This window comes from Rhizobium sp. WYCCWR 11146 (genome assembly GCF_013591995.1).
In the GTDB taxonomy this organism is placed as follows: domain Bacteria; phylum Pseudomonadota; class Alphaproteobacteria; order Rhizobiales; family Rhizobiaceae; genus Rhizobium; species Rhizobium indicum.
Genome location: NZ_JACCEY010000009.1, coordinates 239,125 through 263,110 on the forward strand (window position 1 = coordinate 239,125; position 23,986 = coordinate 263,110).

Here is a 23,986-nt window from a genome sequence, read left to right on the forward strand (position 1 = left end):
TGAGCGCACGCCCGCGATTTGCTGAGACTCAGTGCCCCGCGTCATGAGCCGCCTCGTTCAGCAGCCCGAAGACATAATCCGAAAACGACCGCCAGCACTCCACCCGGAACGTGTCTTCTTCCGTACGGAAAAGCACGATCTCCGCCTTGCCGAAGACCGTGCGCGATGCGGCCCCGACCGGAAAGGAAGAAAGTGACAGATCCTGCGGGCAACCGGCCGAAAGCGTTGCCTCAGCACCCGGTCCCGAGACGATGATCGCGACATTGCGGTGGGAAACCTCGGTCGCCGAATGCAACGTGCCGGCGCCGGAAAGTGCTGCCATCAGATCGGCGCCGGCTTCGTCGATCACCAGCCACTCGTCCGGCCCGATCCAGAGCGCCGATCGGGCGCCGGCCCGGCCGGATGTCTTCGGGGCATCCGGCAGCGCCAGGCCGAGAGCAGAGGAAATTGCTGCAAGCGATTCCGCCGGCGCGCGCAGCGCCACCCGGCTGGCAGTGGGAGCGGTCGTCAGCCGTACCGCTGCGGAGCCGCCGAGACGTCCGGCAAGCGCCGGTTTGCGAATTGCGACATCAGCCATGGATGCGGCCCCCTTCCTTGTCAAAGAATACCAGATCCGTCACTTCGACGGCGATCATCCGGTCCGGCATCGGCACATAGAGCGTCTCGCCCATCCGCGCCCGGCCGCCGGCGACGAGCGCGAAGGCGATCGACCTGCCGCAATTTTCTGACCAATAGGCTGATGTGACATGGCCGAGCATGGTCATCGGCTTCGGCTCGTTCGGGCTCGCGACGATCTGCGCGCCTTCTTCGAGCACCAGCTTCGGGTCCTTGGTGACGAGGCCGACGAGCTGTTTGCGCCCGTCCTTGACGAGATCCGGCCGCTTCAGCCCGCGAATGCCGACGAAATCCGTCTTTTTCTTCGAAACCGCCCAGGAAAGTCCGGCGTCATCGGGGGTCACCGTCCCATCGGTATCCTGCCCGACGATGATGTAGCCCTTCTCGGCGCGAAGAACGTGCATCGTCTCCGTACCGTAGACGCAGGCGCCGAGCGGCTGGGCATTGGCCCAGACCGCTTCGAGCACCGACTGGCCGTAATCGGCCGGCACATTGATTTCGAAGCCGGTCTCACCGGTGAAGGAGACGCGGAAGAGCCGCGCCGGCACGCCGCAGACCGTGCACTCGGCAACGCTCATATGCGGGAAGGCCTCGTTCGAAAGATCGAGCCCTTCGACCAGCGGCGCGACGATCTCGCGCGCCTTCGGCCCCTGTACGGCGATGACAGCCCATTGTTCGGTCACCGAGGTCAGCCATACCTTCAGATGCGGGAATTCCGTCTGCAGGTAATCTTCCATATGATGGAGAACACGCGGCGCGCCACCGGTCGTCGTCGTGACGTGGAAGCGGTCGTCCGCCAGGCGTCCGACAACGCCATCGTCATAAACGAAGCCATCCTCGCGGGTCATGATGCCGTAGCGGGCCTTGCCGGGCTTCAGCGTATCCCAGGCATTGGTGTAGATGAGGTTGAGGAATTCCGCAGCATCCGGCCCCACCACCTCGATCTTGCCGAGCGTCGAGGCGTCGAAGATACCGGCCGCCTCGCGTGCCGTCCGGCATTCGCGAGCGACCGCCTGGTGCATGGTCTCGCCGGCCTGCGGATAGAACCAGGCACGCTTCCAGTTGCCGACATCCTCGAAGACCGCGCCATGGGCTTCTTCCCAACCGTGCAGCGGCGTCTTCCGGGTCGGATCGAACAGCTCTCCGCGCGAATGGCCGATCAGCGTACCGTAGGTGACCGGCGTATAGGGTGCACGGAAAGTGGTGAGCCCGACCTGCGGGATCTCCTTGCCGAGCATTTCAGCGGCAATCGCCAGGCCATGCATGTTGGACAGCTTGCCCTGGTCCGAGGCCATGCCGTTGGTCGTAAAGCGCTTGATATGCTCGATTGAATGCATGCCTTCGCGCACGGCAAGGCGGATATCCTTGGCGCAGACGTCATGCTGGAAATCGATGAAGGCTTTGGCGTTGGTCTTCGGCCCGGCGCCTTCGGCAGCGCCGATCATGCCGCCCGTCCACTCATAGGCCTGCTCGGCCGAAATTGCGATCTTCTCGCCGCTGCTTCTGCCGGTGGCCTGCGCCATCAGCTCGCCGGCGGCAAGCGATTCCTCGATCGTTCGCTGCAGGTCGTCGGTGCCGTTGCAGGCGCCAACCGAGAGGCAGTCCTGCGCATAGGAGCCGGGCAGGAAACGCTGGCTTTCTGCATCGAAGGCCACTTTGCCGCGCGACTGCGAGAACAGATGGACGGACGGCGTCCAGCCGGCCGAAACCAGCAGCGCATCGACCGCGATCTTGCGCGGCGAGCCGCCGCCGTTGCGCGCCACCGTCATCGACGAGATGCGCAGTCGCCCCGACGTGTTGACGACCGATTGGCCGGCCAGAACATCGATGCCGAGCGCCCGCGCCTCTGCCAGCACTGCCGCTCCCGGCGCCTGCCTGCTATCGACGATGGCAGCGATCGAAACACCTGATCGTTTCAGATCGAAGGCCGCCTCATAGGCCGAGTCGTGCGCCGTGTAGATGCCGACCTTGGTCCCGACCGCAACGCCGTAATGATTGAGATACATCCGCCCCGCCGAGGCGAGCATGATGCCCGGCCGGTCGTTGTTCGGAAATACCATGTGCCGCTCGATCGCGCCGGTGGCGAGGATCACGCGCTTCGCCCGGACCTGCCAAAGCCGCTCGCGCGGCAGATCGCGCGAAGGCTTGGCGATATGATCGGTGACGCGCTCGGCAAGACCGACGAAATTGTGGTTGTAGTAGCCGAAGGCGGTCGTGCGGACCAGCACTTCGACATTGTCCATCGCCTTCAGACGCGCCACAGCCTTCTGTGCCCAGCTATTGCCGTCCTGTCCGTCGATCCTTACCCCGAGATCGTAGCGTAACGCGCCGCCAGCTTCCGCCTGCTCGTCGCAAAGGATCACCTGCGCGCCGGTCTCGGCCGCAGCCAGCGCCGCCGAGAGCCCGGCAACACCGGCGCCGACCACCAGCACGTCGCAATGGGCATAGCGGCTGGCATAATGGTCAGGATCCTCCTCCGTCGGTGCGACGCCGAGGCCGGCAGCGCGACGGATGAGCGGTTCGTAGACGTGTTTCCAGGCGGCGCGCGGCCACATGAAGGTCTTGTAGTAGAAACCGGCGGCGAAGAACGGCGACATCAGATTGTTGACCGCGCCGATGTCGAAGGCAAGCGAGGGCCAGCGGTTCTGCGAGCTGACGATCATGCCGTCGAAGACTTCCTGCACGGTGGCGCGCACGTTCGGCTGCTTGCGCGCCACATCGCGGGAAACGTCGATCAGCGCGTTCGGCTCCTCGGCCCCTGCCGACAGAATACCGCGGGCCCGGTGATATTTGAACGAACGTCCCAGAAGATGCACGCCGTTGGCGATCAGCGCCGAGGCCACGGTATCACCTTCGAGCGCTGTATAGCTCTTGCCGTCGAAGCTGAAGCGCGCGGTCCTGGCCGGTGTCAGGCGCCCCTTGCCGGCGATACGGTTCGCGCCGCTCATTGCGCCTCTCCTTCCACGGCTTCATATGTCTCGACAGGCCCATGCTGCTGGACCGCCGCACCGATCTCAGGCTTCGGTTCACCCGCCTTGTAGGTCACGATGAACTTGTCGGTCACCGTATCGCGCGCCGCATTGAAGAAGCGCCCGCAGCCGTGAATATGCCGCCAGCGTTCGAAGATCAGCCCCTTCGGATTGTCGCGGATAAAGAAATAGGACTCGAAGTCCTCGTCCGAAATCGAGGCGATATCGGCGGGCCGCGCGATATGCGCGTCACCCGCGCCACGAAATTCGAGCTCGGAGCGCTCTTCCTGACAGTAGGGGCAATAGATCAGCAGCATGTGTTACCCGTCTTAGAGTTCCGATCCGGAAACATTGGTTCCGGGAGGTTGATTGCAAAGGCGCTTTCCCATCGTCACATAGGGAACGAGGCGCTTGAGAAGCTGTTCGAAATTGTCGTAGGGCTCCAGCACACCGGTCATGCCGATATTCGCAAAAGCCATCATGGTGATATCGTTGTCGATCACGAAGGCACGTCCCGGCGTTCCGGCGACCTCGGGCACGAAATAGACGGCTGGTTGGCGCAGGACCATCGCGCAAAGCAGCGTGCCGCTCTCGGCAACGAAGGGCCATTCGCTTTCGCCGGCAGCCCTGTGGATCTTCTGCAGGCGGAAATCTCCGACGCCGGGAAAGACGTCACCGGCCGGCATTGCCGCGCCGCTGATCCCGATCGTCAGGAGAGCCGCCGTCCACATCAGTGCGCCACCGCCGCCGCCGCCGCCTCGTCGATCAGCCGGCCGCTGCGGAAGCGCTCCAGCGTCAGCCCGGCATTGAATTTGTGCGGCTCGTCGCGAGCAATCAGATGGGCGAAGAGATTGGCCGAGCCCGGCGTCGCCTTAAAGCCGCCGGTGCCCCAGCCGCAATTGACGTAAAGCCCGGGAACCGGCGTCTTCGACTGGATCGCCGAACGATCCGGCGTATTGTCGACGATGCCGCCCCATTGCCGCATCATCTTGACGCGGCGGAACATCGGGAAGAGCTCGCAGATGGCATCCAGCGTATGGGTGATGATCTGCAGCCCGCCCGTCTGGGAATAGGAATTGTATTGGTCGGTGCCGGCGCCGATGACGAGCTCTCCCTTGTCGGACTGGGAGATATAGGCATGCACCGTGTTCGACATGACGACGCAGGGAAAGATCGGCTTCAGCGGCTCGGAAACCAGCGCCTGCAGCGGGCTCGATTGCAGCGGCACGCGCACGCCGGCCATCTGCATGACTGTCGTCGTATGGCCGGCCGCCGACACGCCGACCTTCCTGGCGCCGATGAAGCCGCGGGAGGTCTCAACCCCGGTCACCCGTCCGTCCGGACCGCGCCGGATGCCGGTCACTTCGCAATTCTGGATGATGTGCACCCCGCGGTCTGAGGCCGCCCGTGCATAACCCCAGGCAACCGCGTCGTGCCTGGCCGTGCCGCCGCGCCGCTGCAGTGCTGCGCCGTTGATCGGGTAGCGCGCGCTGGCCGAGATATCGAGCGGCGGACAATAGGCCTTCGCCTGCTCCGGCGTCAGCCATTCATTGTCGATGCCGTAGAGCCGGTTGGCATGGATATGTCGTTTGAAGGACTGCTGGTCGTGAATATTGTGCGAGAGCATCATTACGCCGCGCGGCGAATACATCACATTGTAGTTGAGCTCCTGGGAAAGCCCCTCCCAGAGCTTCATCGAATGCTCGTAGATGTGCATGCTCTCTTCGTAGAGATAGTTCGAGCGGATGATGGTGGTGTTGCGCCCGGTATTGCCGCCGCCGAGCCAGCCCTTCTCGATCACCGCCACATTGGTGATGCCGTGCTCCTTGGCGAGATAATAGGCGGCACCCAGCCCGTGGCCACCGGCGCCGATGATGACGACGTCATATTCGGCGCGCGGCTCAGGCGAAGTCCACTGCTTCTCCCAGCCCTTGTGGCCGCGAAGGGCCTCCCGTGCCACGGCAAAAACCGAATATTTCCGCATCCGCCTTCTTCTCCTTCGGGAAAGGGCCTGTTCTCCGCGCTCATACAAATCGCAAATCCAAATGCGGCACAACGGTTCTTTTGCGACGCACGAGAGCTTTGCTTTCGACACGCTGATGAGAATGCCCTTCCAGGCCGATGACCCAAGCGTCTGCATTTCCGCTTAGCCGCCGGCCCGGCCCTAACCCAAGAGGGTTAGAAGACAAGCAATTGCTAAAATGTTAACAATCGCCTGTTCCCGGGGGTACGTGTATCATGTGGGGTTGGCGCGCAGTATCGGTCGCGATGCTTTGCATCGCGTTAAACGGCGCATGGCCGGCGCTCGCCGCCGAGCCGGTCGGCCAGGCCGTCGTCATCAAGACACAGGTGACGGGACAGAGCGGGCCGATCGAGGTCGACACCCGCGTCCATCGCAACGAACGCATCAAGACATCGCAATCGGGGCTTGGCCAATTCGTGTTTCGTGACGGCACGAAGCTCGCGGTCGGCTGGGGTTCGTCGGTCGTGATCGACAAATATGTCTTCGATGATTCCCAATCGGTCAAGAAACTGACGATCAGGGCGGCAAAGGGCACATTCCGCTGGGTCAGCGGCAATTCCAATTCCTCGGCCTACCAGATCCTGACTCCCGCCGGCACGATCGGCGTGCGTGGCACCGCTTTCGATTTCTACGTCGGCCCGGATGGTACGACCGCCGTCGTGCTGCTGAATGGTGCTGCCCGTTTCTGCGGCCCGGGCGGCTGCCGGCAACTACAGCAACGCTGCGATTGCGTGGTGGCCAAGCCGAATGGCGATATGTCCGCGGCACGCCGGGTCGACCCCAGCATCCTCGCGACGCTCGGAAATCAGCGCGCCCTACCCTTCCTCTCCGGCAATCAGCGACTTGCGGGCGGCATCGGCATGCTCGGCGGCTGCAATATGGCCTCAGCCGCGCCGGAAAGAAAAGACAGAACGCGGCCTCCGCCGGCAGTTGCGCCTGCTCCGCAAAGGCAGGATCCGCCACAGAGACAGGCCGAGCCGCAAAAGGAGCGGCCGAACAAGCCCGACAAGCCGCATCACGACAAGCCTCATCATGACAGGCCGCACCACGATAAGCCCCATCATGACAAGCCGGATAGGCCCGACAAGCATGATGGCCACGGCCGGCATGACGATGATGGCAAGCCCGGAAATCACGGTTTGGATCATCGGGGGCACGAGCGCCACCATGATCGAGATCGAGATCGAGATCACGACAACGATCGGAACCGCGACAGGGGTCATAATTTCAATCGCGGTCGCTGAGCCCTGTCAATCTGCGGCGCTTTTTTCGACCTCCTCCGGCACGTCGCGGAAATGATCGGCTCTGCGGGATACGCGCTCGTAGAACTCAGCCAGACCGCCGATCACCTGCACAGCCCTGAGCTTTGCCGTACCGATAAGCTTTCGGCTATTCCTTGAGTGTGATTGCAGGGCCTGCATCAACTGATTGTGGACGACCTTGAGCGCGGCAAATTCCAGAGATGCTGCGACCCGCTCATCGCCGACAACGGCGAGGATCTGTGTCCGGCTGCTCTTCCCCTTTAGCGGGAGCGCGCCGGCCTCGATCAGCGCCATTCCCGGCACTGACCGTGCCGTGCTGTCGGAAATGAGGATATCGAAGCCGACCTCCTTGCAGGAGGACTCGATTCGAGCCGCAACGTTGACGGCATCTCCGACAGCCGAATAGTTGAAGCGGGTCTTGGCGCCCATATTGCCAACGCAGGCAAGGCCAGTATGAATGCCGATGCCGATGCTGACTTCCTGATCAGGCCCGAAGCCAAAGGCGTCGCCGGCGTTCAATTCGGCGAGTGTCTCGCGCATGGCAAGCGCTGCGCGAACAGCCTTGGCTTCGTGATCCGCCACATCGACGGGCGCATTCCAGAATGCCATGATCGAGTCGCCGATGAACTTGTCGAGCGTGCCCTCATTCGCCACGACATGGCGGCTCAACGCATCGAGCAGCGTGTTCAGGAAAGCGACGACATCCGTCGGCGCCAGCCGCTCGCTCATTTCGGTGAAATTCCTGACGTCGACGAACATCATCGTCAACTCGCGGTCGTCTCCGCCGAGACGCAATGCGTCGCGATTATGCTCGATACGGTGGAGCAGCGCTGGGGAAAGATAATGTCCGAAGGCGCGCCGCACCTCGCGTCGCTCTCGATCGATCACCAGGATCTTGAACGAGGTCGCGGCAAAATGGATGATCGATCCGCTGACGATCGGAGCCAGTGGATCGAAGAGAAGCCCTGCATAAAGAAACGAGAGCCAGGACGCCACCAGCGCCATGGCCGTGATCAGCAGCCCGCAGATCAGAGCGACGGCGGGGCTGACGAAGGTCGTCACCACGACGAGCAGGCAGCCGAGCACCGCGATCAGCAGGATTTCCAGCCCGTCGGCCCAGTCGGGCCGCGACAGGAAATGGCCGGAGAGGATCTGCTCAACGGCCTGCGCATGCAGCGAAACGCCGGGAACATTCTCGCCGAGCGCGGTGACGCGGATGTCCTGCAGGCCGGCCGCCGATGTGCCGATGAAGACGATGCTGCCGTCGATGGCGGCCGCGACCTCGGGAGAGGCCCCGTCGACCGCGAGCACCTGACGGGCGGATATGTACCGCTCGGCCCGGTCGGGGCTGACATAAAGCCAGAGTTCGCCCGCCGCCGTCAACGGCACGACGAAATCCCCGATCTTTGCCGATGTCATGATGCCGGCGCGATCGGGCGCGCCCGATAGCACATAGGTCGACGCCCCCTGCGCCACGCGCAGAGCCTCGATCGCGAGATTCGGATAGAGCTGTTCACCGTCTGTCAGGAACAGCGGCACCGCCCGCACCACCGGCGAGGGATTGCCGGGGTTGAGGCTGATATGGCCGAGCCCCGCCGCATTGGCCTCCAATTGCGGTCTGAGCGGCGTCGAGGCGCCGAGATAGGGCGGAGCCGAGACAGGGCTTTCGCCGGTGAAGGCGAAGCCCGCCTTGACGGGCGGCCGGTAGTTGCCCTCGTTGGAAAGACCGAAGCCGAGCACGACGGGTTTTCCGGCAATCGAACGGGCGAATATCTCGTCATTGTCGGGCAGCCTCTCGGCCAAGGAAGGATCCACCCCGGCAACGTCGCGCACAACGTTGCGCGGGGACAGCCGGTCCGGCTCGGCGAAGAGAACATCGAAGGCAATGGCTGAGGCACCCATCTCGGAAAGCCGGTCCACCAGCAGAGCCATGCGGTCCCGCGGCCACGGCCACTGGCCGAATTCGCGCAACGACGTCTCGTCGATGTCGATCACGCGGACGGGCATCGGCTCGAAGGTCCTGGGAACCAGCCGCTGATACTCGTCGAAAGTCACGCCCCGGATCAGCTTGAAAATCCCGGGATCGCCTGCCCGGAGGATCGTCAGCATAGCCACGATCGCCAGGCCGATAACGACACCGATTTGCTGCACGCGCGTCATGATCTCACCGGCTGCCCCCCGACGGCCGACAGAACGGCCCGCACCTGCCGGCAGACAGGCTACGCCGCTTTCGGTTCAAACGCCATTCGCAGATGCATCAGGGTCGCTGTCTTTTCAGCATCCTGAGCTACGAAACCTATGCGCTGGTGAACGAAATCGTCTACGCTCACCCCTTGCCGCCGATCACAATGAAGGGCATACAGCGCGAGATCGTGCCCTATGGTGGATGGGCTGACACTCGGTGCGGACCACAAGAGCCGCGTCCTCAGCGAGCACCTGGATATGAGCCGGGTTGAGTCTGCCGATCGCCTGAGGGTCAGGACGGCTCTCAAGGAGGCAATCGCCGCGCTGGATGAAGCCGCGCCCGAACCGGCCGGATCATGACTGGATCAGGCGAAGCGTGATTTTTCCGCCCGCCTTCCATATCCATCTGGACTTCCCGTACCCGATCTGCTATTTCGCATCACCAATCGCAAGGCTCCGGCCGCGCGAACGTTATTGTTTTGCCTCAGGCCGCTGCGCCGCCTCCGGCATCAACCAACCAAAGGAACGTGATTCTCGTGCAGGTACTTGTCCGCGATAACAATGTTGATCAGGCTCTCCGCGCTCTCAAGAAGAAGATGCAGCGCGAAGGCATTTTCCGCGAAATGAAGATGCGCGACTATTACGAGAAGCCGTCGCAGAAGCGTGCTCGCGAAAAGGCCGAGGCTGTTCGTCGTGTTCGCAAGCTGGCCCGCAAGCGCGCCCAGCGCGAAGGTCTGGTCGCAGCACGCTGAGCGTTTCCGTCGTTTTTTCGACGTTTTCAGATGCATTGTGGCGGGGGCGATCGGTTCGCCGCCGCCTTTTTTAGTTTGCCGCTGAGAGATCGCATATCCGCGCACCGGATATGCCGCATGGGGAAAGCGAGCCCGAATGGCTGTCAACACCTTTAATCCGTCCCGCGCTTTGCGCTTGCAGAAAACGGCATTCCTGCCCGCTTTGACGCTGGCGGCAATGTTTGGCCTCGCCGGCTGCGAGACGACCAATACCACGGATGCCGTAATCCGCATCGACAAGGCGCAGGGTTCGGAAGAGAACATCGCGTCGCTGACGGCGGTCATCAACGCCAATCCGAGGGATCCCGAAGGTTACAACGTCCGTGGTTCCGCCTATGGCCGCGCCGGCCAGTTCCGCCCGGCGCTGAATGATTTCAACACGGCATTGCAGATCAATCCGCGGTTTTTCCAGGCTTACGCCAACCGCGCTCTCGTCTATCGCAACATGGGCCAGCAGGCCCAGGCGATTTCCGATTACAATGCCGCCCTGCAGATCAATCCGAGCTACGACGTCGCCTATATCGGCCGCGGCAATGTCTATCGCATGGCCGGCCAGGATGATCAGGCTTTCAACGATTTCGACAAGGCGATCCAGCTCGGCACGACCGATGGCCGCGCCTACCACAATCGCGGCCTGATCTATCAGAAGCGCAATCAGCAGGATAAGGCGATCGACGATTTCTCGAAAGCGATCTCGCTCGCGCCGAATTCGGCCGAGCCCTATAATGGCCGCGGCATTTCCTATATCGCGCTGAACGACGACGACAACGCCTTTGCCGATTTCAACCATGCAATCGAGCTTAACGGCAACATCGCCGAATCCTGGGCCAACCAGGCGCTGGTCTACGAACGCCGCGGCGACAAGGCGAAGGCTGCCCGCTCCTATCGTCACGCGATCGGCCTCGATCCCAAGTACCAGCCGGCTCGTGACGGCCTTGCTCGCGTCGGCGTCGCCCCAGCCGGCTAAGGACATCATCGGGCGGCCCGAAGCATCGGGCGGCTCGCAACCGCCTCTTGCCGGTCGCGCCAACCATTGGGGCTGCGGCCAAGTCTCTGATGGTTTAAACGAATCTTCCGGCCGTTAGATATCATCGCGGTGAATCGTGCCTTGCCGGGCGGAGGAAACGACGCTGCCGCAAAGCCGGCCGTAGTGCCTTGCAAAGCGAAGCCGAAAAAGCGTTCATCATCGTCGATGGCTGTCATAGTGTGTTGCAACCTGCTCCTGCTCCCCCTAACATGGACCTGCTTCGATAGCCCGCTATCGGATGTTCGAACACGTGTTGGGGGCGGTTTGCGAGAGATGCGGATCTTTGCTTTCCTGGCCGCAAGCGAAAACCGTTGCGGGCCACGCGCATTACAGCGCCGCGCGTCTTTTCTGAAGCGCGAAGGGCGCTGTCACATTTTGAATCCCTGCACAATTTCACCCTTAAATCGTTTCGATTCAAGCGATTTTGCAGTGGCGCCTGCCATGTGGGTCGGCAGATGAAGCTGGTTGCGCTGTTCTTTCCCAAGGCTTCGATCGGCACCTACCTCGTCGCCATGGCGGTGGCAATCGCACTGCCGATCTTCGCCTTTGTGACGCTGCTTCTGCTGCAGCTGGAGGACAACCAGCGCTCGACGCTGAGGCGCGAAACGGCTCAGGATGCTCTCGCCCTTTCGCGCATCATCGACCGCCAGCTCCAGGATATGGCAACGACGCTACGGCTGCTTTCGAGTTCACCGGAGCTGGAAAACGGCAATCTCGCCTCCTTCCACGAGCGCACCGAAACGGCCCTCAGAGACAATACGCTTTTCGTCATCGCCGTTGACCACACCGGCCAGCAGCTCCTGAACACGCGCCGTGCGTTCGGCACACCGCTCGGCAAGACGGCGAACATCCCCGCCCTCGAGGCGGTCATGGCGTCCGGTCGCATCGAAGCCTCCGACGTCTTTCGCGGCCGGACCAGCGGCGAATGGGTCTATAACGTCACCCTGCCGCGGAAGAATGAGCCCGTCGCAGCCCTCATCATCACGCAAAACGCGAAGGATCTGGGCAAGCTCGTGACCACCGAGGGTCTTGCCTCCGGCTGGTCGGCCGCCGTCATCGATGAAAGCGGCCACGTCGTCGCGGCCACCGGCCCCGCCAATCTCGAACCCGGCACGCCATTCGATCCGCGCATTCTGCCGGCACTCATCGCGTCCCGCGGTGTCTTCCAGGACGAGACGATCCTGCCGCACATGCTCCTCGGTTATGCCCAGATCCCCGGCTGGTCCTGGAAGACGGTGATCTGGGGACCTATCGCCCAGGCTTCGATCCTCAGCACCTGGCGTTTCCTCATCATCGGCGGCGTGGCACTGGTGCTCGTCGCCGTGCTGGGTGCCTATGCCGTCGCAAGACAGGTGCGCACCACCATCCGCGATATCGCCGACATGGCGAACCGCATGGGCGAAGGCCATATCGTCTCGCCGGTCGAGACCAGCGTCATCGAGGCCAACCAGGTGGCGATTGCCCTTTCGAATGCCTCTTTCGATCGCAGCGAGACCGAGGACCGGCTCCGTTTCGTCATGCACGAGCTTGTCCACCGCACCAAAAACCTTCTGACGCTTGCCCAGGCAATGATGCGCCAGCTCGCCAAGCAGTCCGACAGCGTCGAGACCTTCCGCGCCGCGGTCGCCGACCGCCTTGAGGGATTGGTGCGTTCGATCGAACTCCTGACCAGCGAACAATGGGGAGGGGTATCGCTGCGGCGGGTCGTCGACATCCATTTGCACGCCTTCCCGCAATCGCGCGAGCAGATCGACATCAGCGGCGAAGACTTCGTGCTGAAACCGGATGCCGTGCAGAATCTCGGTCTCGCCTTGCATGAGCTCGCCACCAATTCGGTGAAATACGGTGCGCTCTCCGTACCGCAAGGCCGTGTCCGCTTCGAATGGCTCGACGTCAGCGAGGAGGACAAGCCGGATGCCCTGCTCCGCTTCACCTGGGAAGAGCGCGGCGGCCCGCCGGTCACCGAGCCATCGCGCTCGGGCTTCGGCACGACCGTTATCAAGGCTCATGCCGCCTCCGCCTTTCGCGGGACGGTTGAGATCGATTTCCGGCCCGAAGGCCTGTTATGGGTGCTGACGGCGCAGCGCGCCACGCTGGAGCGGGAATAAGAGTCCCGGAACAATCGCTAGCTCCACCCGTTTCGGACAGGTCGTTCCAAAGGAGAAAGACCATGTTCAAGCAAACGATGATCGCAGCCGCGGCACTGACGGCCGCTGCCTGGGCGAGCCCGGCGGGCGCGGAAAATTATGTCACGCTTGGCCGTCTGGTCTGCGGATCGGATGGCGGCCAGGGCCTGATCGTCACCTCGCAGAAGAACCTTATCTGTACCTATACGCCATCGGCCGGCGGCGCGAGGGCGGTCTATGCCGGCAAAATCGAGAAATTCGGCCTCGATATCGGCCAGACCGGCAAGAGCGTCATGATCTGGCAGGTGCTGGCAAAGACCGGCACGGATATCCCGCAATTCGCCCTTGCCGGCGAATATTACGGGATCGGCGCCGATGCGAGCATCGGTGCAGGCGCCGGCGCCAAGATCATCGCCGGCGGCACCGACAAGGCCTTCATGCTGCAGCCATTGAACGTCCAGGCTCAGGAAGGCCTGAACCTGGCGATCGGCGTCGAAAAGATGACACTCGTGCCGGGAGAGACCTGACAAAAAGCGGCCGGCCAGAAGGCAGACAGCAGTGGCGTGCCGCATAAATCAAACAGCCGCCCGAAGGGCGGCTGCATTGGCGTAGATCAATGCGCGAGCGCCTTGTTGATATCCTCGGTCATCTTCTTCGCGTCACCCAGCAGCATCATCGTGCCGTCCTTGTAGAACAGCGTATTGTCGATGCCGGCATAACCCGAGCCGAGCGAGCGCTTGACGAAGAGGCAGGTCTTTGCCCGGTCGACGTCGAGGATCGGCATGCCGTAGATCGGCGAGGTCTTGTCGTCGCGCGCCGCCGGATTGGTGACGTCGTTTGCACCGATGACATAGGCAACGTCGGCCTGGGCGAATTCCGAGTTGATGTCTTCGAGCTCGAAAACCTCGTCGTAGGGAACATTCGCCTCGGCGAGCAACACGTTCATGTGGCCGGGCATGCGGCCTGCGACCGGGTGGATTGCATATTTCACCTCGACGCCGTTCTTTTTGAGATTATCGGCGAGCTCGCGCAGCGCATGCTGGGCCTGGGCGACCGCCATGCCGTATCCCGGCACGATGATGACCTTCGATGCATTGGCCATCAGATAGGCCGCATCCTCGGCCGAGCCGAGCTTGACCGCCCTGTCTGATGTATCCGGTCCGCCGGACGCCGTCTCACCGCCGAAACCGCCGAGGATGACGGAGACGAAGGAACGATTCATGCCCTTGCACATGATGTAGGAGAGGATCGCGCCGGAGGAGCCGACGAGCGCGCCCGTAATGATCAGCGCCAGATTGCCGAGCGTGAAGCCGATGCCGGCCGCGGCCCAGCCCGAATAGGAGTTCAGCATCGACACGACGACCGGCATATCGGCCCCGCCGATCGGCACGATCAGCAGAACGCCGAGCGCCAGCGACAGCGCGACGACGGCCCAGAAGTCGAAATGGCTCTCGGTGGCGGCAAGCCCGATGATGAAGAGCACGATCAGCACCAGCAGGCTCGCATTGATCACATGCCGGTAGGGCAGCAGGATCGGCTTGCCGGACATGCGTCCATCGAGTTTCAGGAAGGCGATGATCGAGCCGGTGAAGGTCAGCGCCCCGATCGCCACGCCGAGCGCCATCTCGACGCGCGCCTCGGTGTGGATCTGGCCGATCTCGCCAATGCCGAAGGAAGCAGGCGTGTAGAGCGCGGAGGCTGCGACCAGCACGGCGGCGAGGCCGACCAGCGAATGGAAACCGGCGACGAGCTGCGGCATCGAGGTCATGGGGATGGTGCGGGCGACATAGGCGCCGACGCTGCCGCCGATGGCAAGGCCAAGGACGATCAGCACGAAACCGCCGAAGTCAGGGGTTGCCAGCACCAGCGTCGTCAGGATCGCGATCCCCATGCCGATCATGCCGTAGAGATTGCCCTTGCGGCTGGTGGCCGGATGCGACAGGCCGCGCAGCGCCAGGATGAAGAGCACGCCGGAGACGAGGTAGAGGAAGGCTGCGATATTGGTCATCAGTCCCTCACCGGTCCTTCTTGCGGTACATCGAAAGCATCCGCTGCGTGACGAGGAAACCGCCGAAGATGTTCACCGAGACGAGCACCAGGGCGACGAAGCCGAAGCCGGTGGCAAGCCCGCTGGTCGAGATGCCGACCGCCAGAAGCGCGCCGACGACGATGACGGAGGAGATCGCATTGGTGACGGCCATCAGCGGCGTATGCAGCGCCGGCGTCACCGACCACACGACGTAATAGCCGACGAAGATCGACAATACGAAGATCGCGAGCTGGAAGACGAAGGGATCGATCGCCCCGCCGGTCGCAGCACTTGCCGCTTCCGGTGCCTGGGCCGCCGCCGTGATGACGGCGGTCACCGCCTGGTCGAGCTGCTCCAGCGCTCTGTCCATTGCTTCACTGGCCATCACATGTCTCCCTTCTTCGCGCCGCCGAAGGCGGGATGAACGACATCGCCGGCATAGGTCAGCATCGTCGCCTTGACGAGTTCGTCGTCGAGATTGACGACGACGCTCCGGGTTTCCTTGTTGACCATGGTCTCGAGGAAGGTCACGAGGTTCTTGGCGTAGAGCGCCGAGGCACTGGCCGAAACCCGGCCCGGCATGTTGGCGAAACCGATCACACTGACGCCTTCGACATCGGCGATCTCGCCGGGGACGACGCCCTCGATATTGCCGCCGCGCTCGACCGCGAGGTCGACGGCGACCGCACCTGATTTCATCGAGGCGAGCATGGCGCGCGAAACGAGGCGCGGCGCCGCACGACCGGGGATCAGCGCGGTGGTGATGACGATATCCTGCTTGGCGATGTGTTCGGCAACCAGAACCGCCTGTTTCGCCCGATAGTCGGCGGACATTTCCTTGGCATAACCGCCGGCCGTTTCCGCCGCCTTGAACTCTTCATCCTCGACGGCGATGAACTTGGCGCCAAGCGAAGCGACCTGTTCCTTGGCGGCAGGGCGAACGTCGGTGGCCGAGACCGCCGCGCCGAGGCGGCGCGCGGTCGCGATCGCCTGAAGACCGGCGACACCGGCGCCCATGACGAAGACCTTGGCAGCCGGCACGGTGCCGGCTGCCGTCATCATCATCGGCATGGCGCGGTCATAAACCGCCGCTGCCTCGATGACGGCTTGGTAACCGGCGAGATTGGCCTGGGACGACAGCACGTCCATGGACTGGGCGCGGGTAATGCGCGGCATCAGTTCCATCGCGAAAGCCGAAAGCCCGGCACTTGCCAGTGCCGCGATCGCTTCGTCATTGCCGTAGGGATCCATGATGGCGATGATCACGGCGCCGCTTTTATAGCCGGAGATTTCCGATCCGCTGGGACGGCGCACCTTCAGCACCACGTCGGCCGAGGCTGCATCCGCAAAACTGCCGATCCTGGCACCGGCGGCCTCGAACTCCCCGTCGGGAATGCGCGAAGCCGCACCGGCATCGGCTTCGACGACGACGTCGAAGCCGAAACTCTTCATCTTCTTCACGGTCTCAGCGGAGGCGGCGACGCGCGTCTCCTCGCCCGTGTTTTCCCTTGCAACGAAAACGATATTGCCCAACTGCCCCCTCCTCCGGGTCAGCCAGACCGCCGCAGGCTTCCCTGCGCAGGCCAAGCACCTCATTCAAAAAGCTTCGGAGAAGCTCTCCTCCCCTCAAAGCGCCGTGCGTCCTTTCGGACGCACAAAAGACGCTCTGACCCTCTGAATCTACGCGATCAGCGGAGCAGGAAGATGCCGGCAGCGAGTAGAATGATGAAGACGAAGAGACCGCCGAGAAGGCCGGCGCCGCCGAAGAAACCGGCGGTCATAGCAAGCAGGAGGACGATGAGAAGCATCGAGCCGTATTTCGCGCTGGCGATGAACATGTCGTAGGTCTTTTCATGTTCTTTGTAATCCATCGGCGCGCCGGTCTCGACCGGTCCGGTATGATGTTCGGCCATAAATATCGTCTCCCTGAAATGCCTCTGCGCTGCCTAATTTCCCTCTAGGCGAGGGAAATCCCTGCGTGCAGGGATTACACAATGACAGGCGAAAGCGCAATGCATGAGAATGCCGCAGGCGCGCCTCGCAGCGACCTCATCCGGACGAGAAGACGACCTCAACGGTCGGATGAAAGGAGATCCGGCGACAGATGCGGTTTTCGCCTGTCGTCCACCCCTCATCTGCCCTGACGGCATCGCCTCTCTATCGCGGAGAAAGGGAAATCACAGCGGCAGATCGGTGCCAAGTTCGCCTGGCGGCACGAAACGCGCCGTCGGAATGATGGTGAGCGGCGGCAGCGTGTCGTTGGGATTGCGCGAAAACATCATGCGCTGCTCGCTGGCGCTGGAGATGAAGAAAGGATAGCGCGTCAACAGCTTGCGCCCGACCTCGATCACGTTCGTCGCCATCAGCGTCACGTCAACCCCGTAACTCTCCGCCAGCCGGCCGGGCACGATGGTATCGGCATAGAAGACCCGCTTGTAGAAGGCGGCATGCGGGGGCCGGACGGACTGAATAACGCGGTCCGCCCGGAAATACGCTGCCGCAACGATGGCGGGTCTCAGCGTCAGATAGGGAACCCATGGCATGTCGGCGGTGAACTCCGGATCGGCCGCGAAACGCGCCGGGTCGATCAAGGTCAGCCCGGCGTCCAAAAGCTCATCCATCGCCTCGGGAAAGGCCTCTCCGGACCGGCTGATACGATGCTCCGGCGTCACATAATGAATTCGGATCGTACTGACCAGTTCGCCATAATAGTACAGACCGAAGATATAGGCATGGCTGTCGAAATCGACATCATCCAATAGCCCTTCCGGGGCAAGCGACAGCGCGCCGTGGGCCCTGTAGGCCTTGTAGCGCAGCCGCTCCACTTCCTCCATGTCTTCGCCGCTTTCGACGCGGCGATACTCTACATTATCCAGAATTTCCAGGATTTTCCTGCTGAAATCGCCACGCGTAAAAAGTGTGTCTGACATTCTCTCGATCCGCTCGTTAACGGATCATTAATCATATACCGGCGGCATATAGGCAAGAAAATCTAAGAATTTGCGTTGGATTTAAATTATTAAGGTTAACGGGGCGCAAGATTTTCGGCTGGATAACCAGTCACTTGCAGGCGGCTCAGGCGACCTTGTTGCGACGGCGCTGGACGGTGCGGCGGCCGATGCCCTCTTGTAGCAGCGTGATGTTCTGGGAAGGCACCGGCCGCGAGAAAACGTAACCCTGCACGAGATCGGCGCTGCGGTGCTTGTTGAGCAGCGCCAGCTGCTCCTCGGTCTCAACGCCCTCGATGACAATCTTCAGGCCCAGTTCGCGGGCGAGATTGACTGTGCCGCGCAAGAGCTTGAGGCGGCGCGCATCCTCGACGATGTTGCGCACGAAGGACCGGTCGATCTTGACGATGTCAAGCGGCAGCGTGTCGAGATAGCTGAGGCTGGAGAAACCGGTGCCGAAATCGTCGATGGCAATGGTGATGCCGCGGGACCTGAGCTCCGCCAGGATGGCGCGCACCGCCGCCGGCTCGTCGATCAGGCAGCTCTCGGTGACTTCGAGATGCAGTCGTGCCGCGGCGAGGCCGGAATGGGCAAGCGCCTCGGCAACCACCGAAAGGATGTCGGCATCGCGCAGATCCCGCGCCGAAAGGTTGACCGAAACGGCGATATGTTCCGGCCAGTTCATGCATTCGCTGCACGCCTTGAACAGCACGAAGCGGGTGATGTCGGAGATGATGCCCATATCTTCGGCGAGCCGGATGAAGACATCGGGGGGGATCGAGCCCCTCTCCGGATGCACCCAGCGCGCCAAGGCCTCGGCACATTCGATCCGCGAGCCGTCGGCCCGGAACATCGGCTGGAAGACGAGATGCAGCGCCTGCGCCGAGACCGCGTCGCGCAGATCCGCCTTCAGCTTCTGTTGCTCGATATAGCGGCCGTCCATCTCCCGCTCGAATCCTGAGATGCCGCCCTTGAAGCGCGACTTGCTTTCGAACAGAGCAAGATCCGCCTTGACGCTCCATTCGTCCATCGCGAACGCGTCGCTTTCGAGAATCGCGTAGCCGGCGCTGAGCGAAACGAGAAAAGTCACTTCGTCGACCTCGTAGTTACCCTGAATCGCGGCATGAACGCGGCGGATTTCGCGGTCGAGCGAGACCTGCTCCTTCGCACGCGGGAAGAACAGAATGAACTGATCGCCCATCAGCCGGCCGAGGATGGCATTACCGGAAGCCTGCTTGATGCGGGCGGCGATAGCGCAGAGCAGATGGTCGCCGGTCACATGGCCGCGCATGTCGTTGACATGTTTGAACTCGTCGATATCGAGCACCATGAAGCCGAGCGGCCCGTTCTTCTTCGGATACTTGGCAAAATACTCCTGCACCAACTGGCCGAAATATTGCCGGTTGGGCAGGCCGGTCAGCGCGTCGAAGCGCACCATGTGCAGGATCTTCTGCTCCGCCTTCACCCGGCTTGACACGTCCTCGAAGATCAGCACGGCGCCGCCGTCGGCCCTGCGGCTGGCGGAGAATTCGAGCGACAGGCTCTCGGGAAAATGAATGAGCGTGCGCGACAGGCTGCCCTCGGCGACCTGGGTGAGCTGGCGCAGGATGAGCTCCGGCTGCGAGGCATCCATGAAGCTGTAGCGCGCGCCGTAGCGCAGCACGGCGCCGAGGTCGCGGTCCTTCAGCCGCTCCGGCGCACCGATCTTCAGAAGCTCGCAGGCCTTGCGATTGACCACCTGGATGCGGTTTTCGGCATCGACCATGACGAGGCCGTGCGGCATGTTGTTGAGCGCCGTATCGAAACGGTCGGCAATGATGGTGATTTCCCGGCGCGCAATGACGTTCTCATAGAGAAAATCGCGCACGCCGTTTGCCATGGCCCGCGTCGTCAGCCAGAAAGGAATGAGGAGGATCGACAACACGCCGCGATAGAAATCTAGCACCAGCAGGCTGCAGACGATCATCGGCAGGCAGCAGAAGAACGTCTGGAGGTCGACTGCGAAGCGCGAACCGTAATTGCGGCCGACGACGGAAACCATGGTTGCCATGGTGACGGAAATGCAGGCAAGCTCCGCAAAGGAATCGCGCACGACGAAGATGGCGTAGCCGCTGGCGATGCCGAGGAGCGCCGTGGTGCAGGCTCCACTGGCAACGAGAACCCGCTCCCACCGTTCGATTCCGGCGTGCGACAGGCTCTGCTTGTCGACACGATCGAACTGCCGGAAGATGGCCATGCGAGCGCCGAAGACCAGAAGGAAGGCGACCGACAGCAGGATGTAGATGGAGTATTGTGTCTTGGCAGCCACGGCAAGGCACGTCGCAACATGTACAATCACGCCAACAAGTAGCGTCATGCGATTCCCGGAGAGGGAACTCACAAACGACAGATACACATCTATTGGGACCCTGTTCGGGTTATCTGGCTTCATCCACACTTTCCCTGTGCGCGGGAATTCTAAGCCCAACCCTTTAAAAATTGATTTCAATGGAATCAAACATTTGGTCAAATTTTCTAAAACCACAGGGTGAACTGCACAGCCTACGCGAGTTAATGCAGCCTACCGGCGAGATTACTGAAATAATTTATCCACGCCTGGGTTGTTGAAATATTTGACGGCCCTACGTCGAGGCCGATGCGTCTAAGACTATACTCCAACGCGAGGCATTTATCCTTCCAATTTCAAAGGCCGTGGTCTACATCGATTGCAAGTGGGAAAACTGCCGGAAAACCGGCGGGACAAGAACAAGGGGAGGCGAATGTCGGTACTTCTGGCAGCAAGCCGGCTGATCGATTCGATCAGTCAATTCATGGGCAAAATTTCCGAATATATGGTGCTGTTCTGCTGTCTGATCAGCGCCGGAAACGCCATCGTCCGCTATGCCTTCAACTACAGTTCGAACGGCTGGCTTGAGATCCAGTGGTATCTCTTCGCCTTCGTCGTCATGCTCGGCGCCTCGCATGCGCTGCGCAACAACGAGCATGTCCGCGTCGATCTGATCTATGGTTCGGTTTCCGACAGGGCGAAGATCTGGATCGACATTGTCGGCCTCATCCTCTTCCTCCTCCCCGTCTGCGTCTTCCTCACCTGGGTCTGCTGGCCGTTCTTTGCACTGTCCTACCGGCAAGGGGAAATATCGGGCAACGCCGGCGGGCTGATCCGCTGGCCCGTCAAGCTGATCCTCGTCGCCGGTTTCGCGTTGCTTTCCCTTCAGGGCGTTTCCGAACTGATCAAGCGGATCGCAGCCGTTACCGGCCATATCAGCATCGATACAAAATACGAAAAACCGCTGCAGTAGGGCGGGCTGGGAGAAACGGACTTGTTTGATTTCGGCATCATCCCGCCGGCCATGTTTCTGGGCATGGTCATCTTCATGCTCTACGGCTTTCCGGTCGCCTTTTCGCTCGCCGCCGTCGGCCTGTTCTTCGGCATTATCGGCATCGTCACTGGCCATTTCGGCGCGGTCTGGTTACAAGCGCTGCCGCCGCGCTTCTTCGGCATCCTTTCCAACGACCTCCTGCTCGCCATCCCCTTCTTCACCTTCATGGGCGCGGTGCTGGAGCGTTGCGGGCTAGCAGAGGACCTGCTCGAAGGCACCGGCAAACTCTTCGGTGGCATACCCGGGGGCCTCGCCTATGCCGTCATCCTCGTCGGCGCCGTGCTCGGCGCAATCACCGGCACCGTGGCGGCCTCCGTCATCACCATGGGGGTGATCTCGCTGCCGATCATGCTGCGCTATGGCTACAATCCGCGCCTTGCCACCGGCGTCATCGCCGCCTCGGGCACGATCACTCAGGTGATCCCGCCCTCGCTCGTGCTCGTCGTTCTTGCCGATCAGCTCGGCAAGTCGGTCGGTGACATGTATCTCGGCGCGATCGGCCCCTCGATCCTGCAGGTGACGATCTTCGTGCTCTTCATCCTGGTGTTGTCGATCGTCCGGCCGAAATCGATGCCGCCGCTGCCCAAGGAGGTGCGCGGCGACTTCAACTGGGCGCTGCTCGTGAAGGTGCTGATGGGCATGGTGCCCTCGATCGTGCTGATCTTCCTGGTGCTCGGCACGATCTTCATGGGCCTTGCGACGCCAACCGAAGCAGGCGCGCTCGGCGTCGTCGGCGCCATTGTACTTGCCGCCATGAATCGCCGCCTCACCTGGCCGCTGATCCGCGAAGCCATGTCATCGACCACGCACATCACATCCATGGTGGTGATGATCCTGATCGGCTCCACCTGTTTCAGCCTGGTCTTCCAGGGCATGGACGGCTCGCGCTGGATCGAGCACATGCTGTCGGGCATTCCGGGCGGCCCGGTCGGTTTCCTGATCTTCGTCAACATCTTCATCTTCGTGCTCGCCTTCTTCCTCGATTTCTTCGAGATCGCCTTCATCGTCATCCCGATGCTCGCCCCCGTCGCCTCCAGTCTCGGCATCGACCTGATCTGGTTCGGCGTCCTGATCTGCGTCAACATGCAGACGAGCTTCATGCATCCGCCCTTCGGCTTCGCACTCTTCTACCTGCGCTCGATCGCCAGCAAGGACGTCAAGACCTCAGATATTTACATGGGTGCGCTCCCCTGGGTCGGCATGCAGCTGATCCTGGTGGCGATCGTGATCTTCTGGCCGCAATCGGTAACCTATTGGCTGGATCACGGTCCGAAGGTCGACCCGAACTCGATCAAGATCGAAGTCCCGGGCTTCGGCGGCCAGCTCGGCCTGCCGCCGCTGGGCGGTGGCAATGGCTCACCGCAGATCCCCGGCCTGACCCTGCCGCCACTGAACGGCCTGCCGGGAGCACCGCCGCCACCGGCGAAATAGTCCAGCAAAAACAAAACCCCGGACGGAAATCCGGGGTTCTGGTATCGCGTTCGTCTAAAGCGCCGAGCCTGCCGGCTGAAAGCCTTAAAGCTTCCCGGCCCGCTGCTGGATCATCATGAACGTATCGAAGGTGTACTCCGACAGCTGCATCCACAGATAGGCATCCCGCTTGAAGGCGGTCTGGTCGTCGTAGATCTTCTTGAAATACTGGTTCGTGCCCGAAATTTCGCTGTAGATGCCCGTCGCCGCCTGGAAGCAGGCTTCCATGATCTCCTGACTGAACGGGCGCAGCGTCGCACCTTCCGCGACCAGCTGCTTCAGCGCGGTCGGGTTCTTCGTGTCGTACTTCGCCAGCATGTTGGTGTTGGCGAAAGCGCAGGCGTCGGTCAGCGCTGCCTGATAATGCTTGGGCAGGCTGCTCCATTTTTCGAGATTGAAGAACCCGTGCACCGTCGGGCCACCTTCCCACCAGCCCGGATAATAGTAGTACTTCGCCACCTTGTGGAAGCCGAGCTTCAGGTCGTCATAGGGGCCGACGAATTCCGCCGCATCGATCGTGCCTTTTTCCAGCGCCGGATAGATATCGCCGCCGGCGATCTGCTGCGGGATGACGCCGACCTTCTCCATGACGCGGCCGGCGAGACCGGCAATGCGCATCTTGACGCCCTTGAGGTCATCGAGCGTGTTGATTTCCTTGCGGAACCAGCCGCCCATCTGCGCACCGGTATTGCCTGCCGGCAGCGCATACATGCCCTGCGTGGCATAAAATTCGTTCATCAGCTTATTGCCGTTGCCTTCATAGTACCAGGCGTTGGTCAGGCGGCTGTTCAGCCCGAACGGAATGGCCGTTCCGATGGCGTAAGTCGGGTCCTTGCCGACGAAATAATAGGAGGTGGTATGGGCTGCCTCGACCGTGCCGGCGGCAACGGCATCGACAGCCTGCAAACCCGGCACGATTTCACCGGCCGCAAAGGGCTGGATCGTGAAATTGCCATCTGTCGCGGCGGCAACATGCTTGGCGATATCCTCGGCTCCGCCATAGATCGTATCCAAGCTCTTCGGAAACGACGATGTCAAGCGCCACGCGATCTTCGGATTCTCCTGCGCGATCGCAGGCGCTGCCAATGCCGTTGCGGCGACCGCACCGGCGCTGGCGGTTCCCGCCTTCTTGAAAAACGAACGACGATCCATCAAAAACCTC

20 protein-coding genes and 1 pseudogene are annotated in these 23,986 nt (G+C 62.0%); 8 read left to right on the plus strand and 13 right to left on the minus strand.

What is annotated here, in order from left to right; translation table 11 throughout:
• Positions 1 to 28: 28 nt before the first annotated feature.
• From HX899_RS05455 to HX899_RS05475, 5 genes are read right to left on the minus strand one after another with little or no spacing between them, the layout of a single operon-like run.
• Entirely contained in the window at positions 29 to 577 is a 549-nt protein-coding gene (locus tag HX899_RS05455) for a sarcosine oxidase subunit gamma (RefSeq protein WP_138333323.1), read from the minus strand.
• Positions 570 to 3,563, minus strand: a complete 2,994-nt coding sequence (locus HX899_RS05460) for a sarcosine oxidase subunit alpha (protein WP_181291795.1) — start codon at positions 3,561 to 3,563, stop codon at positions 570 to 572. The genes HX899_RS05455 and HX899_RS05460 overlap by 8 nt, the downstream gene beginning before the upstream one ends.
• Positions 3,560 to 3,901 (minus strand): sarcosine oxidase subunit delta, encoded by a 342-nt coding sequence (locus HX899_RS05465; RefSeq protein ID WP_138333319.1) that lies wholly within the window; start codon positions 3,899 to 3,901, stop codon positions 3,560 to 3,562. Before HX899_RS05465 ends, HX899_RS05460 begins: the two co-directional genes overlap by 4 nt.
• A gap of 12 nt (positions 3,902 to 3,913) precedes the next feature.
• Positions 3,914 to 4,315, minus strand: coding sequence for a hypothetical protein (locus HX899_RS05470; RefSeq protein ID WP_138333318.1), 402 nt, complete (start codon positions 4,313 to 4,315; stop codon positions 3,914 to 3,916).
• Complete coding sequence (locus tag HX899_RS05475) at positions 4,315 to 5,568, minus strand: sarcosine oxidase subunit beta family protein (protein WP_003542921.1); 1,254 nt, start codon at positions 5,566 to 5,568, stop codon at positions 4,315 to 4,317. Before HX899_RS05475 ends, HX899_RS05470 begins: the two co-directional genes overlap by 1 nt.
• Positions 5,569 to 5,822: 254 nt before the next feature.
• On the opposite strand from HX899_RS05475, the gene HX899_RS05480 reads away from it, so the two are divergent.
• Entirely contained in the window at positions 5,823 to 6,851 is a 1,029-nt protein-coding gene (locus tag HX899_RS05480) for a FecR domain-containing protein (protein ID WP_181291796.1), read from the plus strand.
• 6 nt (positions 6,852 to 6,857) lie between these two features.
• On the opposite strand, the gene HX899_RS05485 is transcribed toward HX899_RS05480, so the two are convergent.
• Positions 6,858 to 9,029 carry a CHASE2 domain-containing protein gene (locus HX899_RS05485; protein WP_181291797.1) on the minus strand — a complete coding sequence of 724 codons (2,172 nt, stop codon included), beginning with the start codon at positions 9,027 to 9,029 and terminating at the stop codon, positions 6,858 to 6,860.
• Positions 9,030 to 9,148: 119 nt separating this feature from the next.
• Between HX899_RS05485 and HX899_RS34965 the strand changes: the two are divergent.
• From HX899_RS34965 to HX899_RS05505, 5 genes and pseudogenes are all read left to right on the plus strand, one after another.
• Positions 9,149 to 9,413, plus strand: a pseudogene (locus HX899_RS34965) (adenylate/guanylate cyclase domain-containing protein); the annotation flags it as partial.
• Positions 9,414 to 9,589: 176 nt separating this feature from the next.
• Positions 9,590 to 9,805, plus strand: coding sequence for a 30S ribosomal protein S21 (gene rpsU, locus HX899_RS05490; RefSeq protein ID WP_003542939.1), 216 nt, complete (start codon positions 9,590 to 9,592; stop codon positions 9,803 to 9,805).
• 136 nt (positions 9,806 to 9,941) lie between these two features.
• Complete coding sequence (locus HX899_RS05495; protein ID WP_138390578.1) at positions 9,942 to 10,811, plus strand: tetratricopeptide repeat protein; 870 nt, start codon at positions 9,942 to 9,944, stop codon at positions 10,809 to 10,811.
• 515 nt (positions 10,812 to 11,326) lie between these two features.
• On the plus strand, positions 11,327 to 12,979 hold the full coding sequence (locus HX899_RS05500; RefSeq protein ID WP_181291798.1) for a sensor histidine kinase: 1,653 nt from the start codon (positions 11,327 to 11,329) through the stop codon (positions 12,977 to 12,979).
• A gap of 62 nt (positions 12,980 to 13,041) precedes the next feature.
• Complete coding sequence (locus HX899_RS05505) at positions 13,042 to 13,524, plus strand: DUF992 domain-containing protein (protein ID WP_181291799.1); 483 nt, start codon at positions 13,042 to 13,044, stop codon at positions 13,522 to 13,524.
• Positions 13,525 to 13,610: 86 nt separating this feature from the next.
• Here the strand turns inward: HX899_RS05505 and HX899_RS05510 are convergent, their stop codons facing one another.
• The 6 genes from HX899_RS05510 to HX899_RS05535 all read right to left on the minus strand — a co-directional run bounded on the left by HX899_RS05510 (position 13,611) and on the right by HX899_RS05535 (position 20,405).
• Positions 13,611 to 15,005: an NAD(P)(+) transhydrogenase (Re/Si-specific) subunit beta gene (locus HX899_RS05510; protein ID WP_138390582.1), complete on the minus strand. Its 1,395-nt coding sequence runs from the start codon at positions 15,003 to 15,005 to the stop codon at positions 13,611 to 13,613.
• Between the two features lie 7 nt (positions 15,006 to 15,012).
• Positions 15,013 to 15,411 (minus strand): proton-translocating transhydrogenase family protein, encoded by a 399-nt coding sequence (locus HX899_RS05515; protein ID WP_003542949.1) that lies wholly within the window; start codon positions 15,409 to 15,411, stop codon positions 15,013 to 15,015.
• Positions 15,411 to 16,559, minus strand: coding sequence for a Re/Si-specific NAD(P)(+) transhydrogenase subunit alpha (locus HX899_RS05520; protein WP_138390583.1), 1,149 nt, complete (start codon positions 16,557 to 16,559; stop codon positions 15,411 to 15,413). The genes HX899_RS05515 and HX899_RS05520 overlap by 1 nt, the downstream gene beginning before the upstream one ends.
• A 155-nt stretch (positions 16,560 to 16,714) precedes the next feature.
• Complete coding sequence (locus HX899_RS05525; protein ID WP_003542954.1) at positions 16,715 to 16,939, minus strand: aa3-type cytochrome c oxidase subunit IV; 225 nt, start codon at positions 16,937 to 16,939, stop codon at positions 16,715 to 16,717.
• Positions 16,940 to 17,203: 264 nt separating this feature from the next.
• On the minus strand, positions 17,204 to 17,956 hold the full coding sequence (locus HX899_RS05530; RefSeq protein WP_138390584.1) for an N-acyl amino acid synthase FeeM domain-containing protein: 753 nt from the start codon (positions 17,954 to 17,956) through the stop codon (positions 17,204 to 17,206).
• A 145-nt stretch (positions 17,957 to 18,101) separates the two neighbouring features.
• The gene (locus tag HX899_RS05535) at positions 18,102 to 20,405 is read right to left on the minus strand and encodes a bifunctional diguanylate cyclase/phosphodiesterase (protein WP_171600672.1); all 2,304 of its coding nucleotides are present in this window, start codon (positions 20,403 to 20,405) and stop codon (positions 18,102 to 18,104) included.
• Between the two features lie 328 nt (positions 20,406 to 20,733).
• Here HX899_RS05535 and HX899_RS05540 point away from each other — a divergent pair, with 328 nt between their 5' ends.
• Positions 20,734 to 21,273: a TRAP transporter small permease subunit gene (locus HX899_RS05540; protein ID WP_105007387.1), complete on the plus strand. Its 540-nt coding sequence runs from the start codon at positions 20,734 to 20,736 to the stop codon at positions 21,271 to 21,273.
• Between the two features lie 21 nt (positions 21,274 to 21,294).
• The gene (locus tag HX899_RS05545) at positions 21,295 to 22,785 is read left to right on the plus strand and encodes a TRAP transporter large permease subunit (RefSeq protein ID WP_181291800.1); all 1,491 of its coding nucleotides are present in this window, start codon (positions 21,295 to 21,297) and stop codon (positions 22,783 to 22,785) included.
• An 84-nt stretch (positions 22,786 to 22,869) separates the two neighbouring features.
• Here HX899_RS05545 and HX899_RS05550 read toward each other — a convergent pair whose 3' ends face one another.
• The gene (locus HX899_RS05550; protein ID WP_018072760.1) at positions 22,870 to 23,976 is read right to left on the minus strand and encodes a TRAP transporter substrate-binding protein; all 1,107 of its coding nucleotides are present in this window, start codon (positions 23,974 to 23,976) and stop codon (positions 22,870 to 22,872) included.
• Positions 23,977 to 23,986: the final 10 nt, after the last annotated feature.